This window comes from Sodalis sp. dw_96 (assembly GCF_018449575.1).
GTDB lineage: Bacteria > Pseudomonadota > Gammaproteobacteria > Enterobacterales > Enterobacteriaceae > Acerihabitans.
The window spans coordinates 1-539 of record NZ_JAAVUT010000063.1; the positions used below are offsets into that span (position 1 = coordinate 1).

The window sequence follows — 539 nt, forward strand, 5'->3', positions numbered from 1 at the left end:
GACCTACGCCATACCAGGCCGGCTTTCGGCAACCATTTACGCAGCGTTGCAGGATGGAGCGTAGAGTTGAATAGCTTATTGATTTCAATGGATAACAGTTCACTACTCCAGCGTGAACGAAGATAACCAAAGTCTTGCGGGGAACGTTGAACCAGCAGGTTTAGCATGCGCATTATAGCTTCAACAGGCCAGCACTTTTGGCGTCCAGGCGGGAGACTTTTTAACCCCTCGACGCCGAATAAAGTAAACCAGTTGATCCATCGACCTACCGATGAGCGCGCGGCACAAAGGCGATGGGCGACATCGGTAACTGAGTCGCCCTGATGCAGCATAAGCATGGCCATCAGCCGCCGGGCGTGATTTTTATCGCGCGTTTTATGTATCTCTTTTTGCATCTGGCGTCGTTCATTTCGGGGTATAGATGCTATGATCGGCATAACTCGTCCGGTTGGGTGAAAAGTTCTTTTTGGCGATTGATCAGATCGCTCAAACCGGATTGAGTTCACTTCGGTGATCTACAATTTGGCACACCTATTTAG

Annotated in this window: 1 protein-coding gene; it reads right to left on the reverse strand. The window is 49.7% G+C overall.

Annotation, left to right across the window (positions count from 1 at the left end; translation table 11 throughout):
• Window positions 1–437, reverse strand: a 437-nt coding sequence (locus HB631_RS26785) for a helix-turn-helix domain-containing protein (protein WP_255557344.1), incomplete at its 3' end; no start/stop codon positions are given.
• Window positions 438–539: the final 102 nt, after the last annotated feature.